Raw genomic sequence first — 5,140 nt, 5'->3', positions numbered from 1 at the left:
TTTTTAATTAGAAAAAACATCTAAATTTGCAGCGTAATTAAAAAATGACATGAGAAGAATTGAGCAAATGATGATGATGCAAATGATGTGGAAAAACTGTCCGCAGGGGATGTCTTTTGCTTGATTCGATCGGAATAGAATTTACAGCTAAAACCTCTGCAGATTGCAGGGGTTTTTTTGTGGGATGTAATGGAGAAAAAAATAGTTGAAAATCGGTTTTCCAGTGTTGTGAAAACAGGTTGTAGTAAAAGCAAGTTAGAAAAATGAACGGAATACAACAAAGAACAGATGTTTTTGATTTTACTTTAGAGCATAGGGTGAATAAACGATGGATACCATTGTGCTATCAGGTATTTGGTCAGCCAATCGGTACGGCTCCAGTGGTTTTAGTGAATCATGCGTTGACAGGAAATTCGCAGGTAACTGGAGAAAATGGATGGTGGAATGAGTTGATCGGTGAAAATAAAACCATCGACACGGTAATTTATACTGTAATTTCTTTTAATGTTCCTGGGAATGGTTCCGATGGGGAGTCGAAAAACCTGATTGAAAATTACAAAGATTTTACCACCAGACATATTGCCAAAATCTTCTGGAAAGGCCTTCATTCATTAAACATTAGTCAGCTTTACGCCGTGATTGGAGGAAGTATTGGAGGTGCTATTGCTTGGGAAATGGCCTTCCTGAAACCAAACAGCATAAAACACCTGATCCCGATTGCATCCGACTGGAAATCATCGGATTGGTTGATTGCCAATGTCCTGGTGCAAGATCAGATTCTGAATAATTCCAACAATCCGATCCACGACGCCCGAATGCACGCCATGTTATTGTACCGAACACCGGAATCACTGAAAGCGAAATTCAACCGTTCCAAAAATGAAAATGAGGAATTGTATCAGATTGAAAGCTGGCTACAGCATCACGGAAAAAAACTGGAAAGCCGTTTTGAATTGGCAGCCTACAAACTGATGAACCATTTGCTGAAAACCATCGGGGAAGACATGGATAGTGAACAACTGCTGGCTTTTGCAGAAGAAACTTCGGCCAAGATCCATATAGTCGCAGTGAATTCCGATTATTTTTTCACAGCCGAAGAAAACCGAGAAACGTATAAAATGCTGAAAACGGTTAAGAAGGATGTGATGTACGATGAAATACAATCCATTCACGGGCACGATGCTTTTTTAATCGAGTTCGAACAACTAAACGCTATTCTTAAAAACATATTTACAACAACAACTAAACTGGAAACAATACAAGTATGAAAATTTTAAAATTTGGAGGAAAATCTTTAGCCTATGGCGAAGGTTTCAATAAAGCAATAAGCATCATTTTAGATAAAGTCAACAGACAGGAAAAAATTGCTGTGGTCGTTTCGGCTATCGGCAATGCCACAGACGAATTGGAAGAAATTCTTGAAAAAGCCAAGAAGAATGAAGTGTACCGCGAGCAATTAGAGAATTTCAAAAACTATCAGAGAGGAAATACTTCTGTGGATTTGTCATCCGAATTTTCACTATTGGAAAAATTGTTCGAAGGTGTAGCACTTTTGGGGGATTACAGCAAAAAGATAAAAGATAATGTGTTGGCTCAAGGCGAAGTGATTTCCGGAAAAGTGGTAACACAGGCTTTGAAAGAAAAAGGGGTGAATGCTAATTTTTCTGATACACGCCAATTGATTAAAACCGACGCTAAATTTGGGGATGCCCAACCGGTGGATACCATTTCCCGTAAAAATGTACAGGCCTATTTCAAAAATAATAACGGTACCACGGTAAACATCGTGACGGGTTTTATCGCTTCAAGTACCGATGACGAAACCACTACTTTAGGAAGAAACGGAAGTAATTTTACGGCTTCTTTATTGGCCAATTATCTTGAAGCCGAAGAACTGCAAAGCTTTACACACGTAGACGGTATCTTCACTGCCAATCCGGATTTAGTGCCGGATGCGCAAAAAATCGACCAGCTTTCTTTTGAGGAAGCCAATGAAATTGCCACTTTCGGAGCTACGATCCTTCACGCGAAAACAATCATCCCTCTTATAGAAAAGAAAATTCCGTTACGCATTTTAAACACATTCAACCATACGCATAACGGAACATTGATTAATGCCGAAAATTCAAGAAAGGGAATCAAATCGCTATCGGTTTTGGAAAATGTCACATTAGTAAATTTGGAAGGGCGCGGTTTGTTGGGGAAACCTGGTATTGATGCTCGAATCTTCAGGGCTTTGGCTCAAAACAATATTAGTGTAAGCATCATTTCGCAGGGTTCTTCCGAGCGCGGCATCGGTTTGGTGGTGGATGCGAAAGACGCCCAAAAAGCCAAAGATGCAATCGAGGCCGAATTCGAATTGGATTTCTATACACAAGACGTAAGCAGTGTTTATCTGACTGAAAATGTATCGGTTATTTCCATTATTGGGCAAGAGCTGGCGACTTTCAATAAACCATACGATGCTTTAATCCGCAATCAGATTGTCCCGATTTTGTTCAACAATACCGTTACCGGAAAAAATGTGAGTTTGGTGGTGGAACGCAAACAGCTTAAGAAAGCGTTGAATGTTATTCACAGTGAAATTTTCGGAATCACCAAAAAAGTAAATCTGGTTGTTTTCGGGCACGGAACGGTAGGGAAGACGCTAATCAATCAGTTGTTGGAAAGTCGTGAAAACATCATTCAGCGCAAAGGACTCGAATTGAATATCGTAGGCATTGCCAATTCCCGTCAGTTTATTTTTGACTCGAAAGGCGTTACGGATAATTGGGAGTCGGAATTGCAAAACACAAGCCAAAAATCATCTGTAGAAGCTATCTTAAATTCGGTAAAGGAACATCATTTAGGGAATTTAATCGCGATTGATACCACGGCAAGCAAAGATTTTGTCTCAAATTATGTGGAACTGATCAAAAACGGTTTCGATTTGGTTTCAGCCAATAAAATTGCCAATACAAAAGAATACAGTTTCTATAAAAACCTGCGTGAAAATCTTCATTTTTATCAGAAGAATTACTTATACGAAACCAATGTGGGCGCCGGATTACCGTTAATTGACACGATTCGACTACTACATCATTCCGGTGAAAATATTACCCGAATCCGAGGGGTTTTTTCCGGTACATTAAGTTACTTGTTCAATACTTTTTCTGCTTCGGATAAAAAATTCAGCGACGTGTTGAAGGAAGCTATCGAAAAAGGCTTCACCGAACCGGATCCGCGCGAAGATCTGAATGGAAACGACGTTGGTCGAAAATTGCTAATCCTTGCCAGAGAGTTAGATTTAATCAATGAATTTTCTGAAGTGAAAATCCAAAACCTGATTCCGGAAAACCTGCGAGAAGGCAGCGTAGATAATTTCCTTTCACAACTGGAAGAGCTGAATCCGATTTATCAAAATACAAAAGCGGACCAATCCGAAAATCACGTGTTGCGCTATGTAGGTGATCTCTCAGGTGATTTGTCGGTGGAAAACGGTGCCAATCTGGAAGTGAGTCTAGTGTCGGTTCCACAGGAAAGTTCCTTGGGACAGCTTAAAGGTTCTGATTCCATTTTTGAAATCTACACCGAATCTTATGGTGAACACCCAATAGTGATTCAAGGTGCCGGAGCCGGAGCCGCCGTAACCGCCAGAGGTGTTTTTGGTGATATCTTGCGTTTAGCGGAAAAAATAAAATAATTAATTGAAAGTAAATAAATATAAAATGAGTAATTCAGAATTCGGCTTCGAAACCCAAGCCATCCGAACCCAAATAGAACGATCCCAATATCTGGAGCATTCCGTTCCGCTATACTTAACCTCAAGTTTTGTCTTTGAAGATGCCGAAGACATGCGTGCTTCCTTCACTGAAGAAACTCCAAAAAATAAAAATAAAAATTCCGATGAAAATGAATTTGGGGTTCTTGGCATCCCTGGGCAAATAACTGAACTTTTGCCAAAAAAAGAACGAAACATTTACAGCCGATTCTCAAACCCAAACACGAGCGAGTTCGTGGAAAAAATCTGTCAGATGGAAGGTGCCGAAGCGGGTTATGCTTTTGCAACCGGAATGGCAGCGATTTACTCCACTTTCGCAGCTTTGCTGGAATCGGGTGATCACATCGTTTCTGTGGGCAGTGTTTTTGGTTCGACACATACCTTGTTTACAAAGTATTTCCCGAAGTGGAACATCACGACAAGTTATTTTGATATCAACAAGCCGGAAACCATAGAGGATTTTATACAACCCAATACTAAAATCCTTTTTGCAGAATCGCCAACTAATCCGGCTGTTGATATTATCGACTTGGAATTGCTCGGACAGATTGCGAAAAAACACAACCTGATTCTGATAATAGATAATTGTTTCGCTACGCCTTACATCCAGAATCCGATTCAGTACGGAGCGGATTTAGTAGTGCATTCCGCAACCAAATTAATCGACGGTCAAGGTCGTGTCTTGGGCGGAATCACCGTTGGCAGTGCCGATTTGATTCGCGAGATTTATTTGTTTTCAAGAAATACCGGGCCGGCTTTATCGCCATTCAATGCCTGGGTGTTGTCCAAAAGTTTGGAAACATTGCCTGTTCGCGTGGAAAAACATTGTGAAAACGCATTGAAAGTGGCTGAATTTTTGGAAAACCATCCGAATGTGAAACAAGTAAAATACCCGTTCCTGAAATCGCATCCGCAATACGAAATCGCCAAAAAACAAATGCGTTTGGGCGGAAACATCGTGGCGTTTGAAATTAAAGGCGGAATCGAAGCCGGCCGAAAGTTTTTGGATAAAATCCAATTGTGCTCGCTTTCAGCCAATTTAGGCGATACACGAACAATCGTAACGCATCCAGCCTCCACAACCCACAGCAAATTAACCGTGGAAGAACGGTTGGCGGTAAGCATCACTGACGGTTTGGTAAGGGTGTCGGTAGGATTGGAAACGGTTCAGGATGTTATCAACGATTTGCAACAGGCTTTGGGGTAGTTTTCCGTTTAAAAAAATTGTCTTTGTAAGTTTAAGTAGAAAAAAAATCAGCTTTTTTGTAAAAAACAATCTAAAATCAGAAAAAATTTCCGAATTCAATTTTTTGTTGTTAGCTTTGCAGCGTTCTTAAACACACTGAACGTTATCACGAAAGGCAGAGGGATTAGACCCAA

Annotated in this window: 3 protein-coding genes; all 3 read left to right on the top strand. The window is 40.4% G+C overall.

Annotated elements, in window-relative coordinates; all coding sequences use genetic code 11:
- The first annotated feature begins 263 nt into the window (after positions 1–263).
- Genes VLB74_RS11520 through VLB74_RS11510 form a run of 3 tightly spaced genes read left to right on the top strand, consistent with a single transcriptional unit; the run spans position 264 to position 4,967 of the window.
- Positions 264–1,268 (top strand): alpha/beta fold hydrolase, encoded by a 1,005-nt coding sequence (locus VLB74_RS11520; protein ID WP_325203604.1) that lies wholly within the window; start codon positions 264–266, stop codon positions 1,266–1,268.
- A complete protein-coding gene (gene thrA / locus VLB74_RS11515; protein ID WP_325203603.1) occupies positions 1,265–3,682 on the top strand; it encodes a bifunctional aspartate kinase/homoserine dehydrogenase I in 2,418 nt (805 codons plus the stop codon). The genes VLB74_RS11520 and thrA overlap by 4 nt, the downstream gene beginning before the upstream one ends.
- A gap of 25 nt (positions 3,683–3,707) precedes the next feature.
- Complete coding sequence (locus VLB74_RS11510; RefSeq protein WP_325203602.1) at positions 3,708–4,967, top strand: trans-sulfuration enzyme family protein; 1,260 nt, start codon at positions 3,708–3,710, stop codon at positions 4,965–4,967.
- Positions 4,968–5,140: the final 173 nt, after the last annotated feature.

It is taken from the genome of Flavobacterium sp., from assembly GCF_035456225.1.
Classification (GTDB): domain Bacteria; phylum Bacteroidota; class Bacteroidia; order Flavobacteriales; family Flavobacteriaceae; genus Flavobacterium.
The sequence above is the reverse complement of the archived record's forward strand: the minus strand, read 5'-3'. Positions and strand labels throughout refer to the sequence as shown.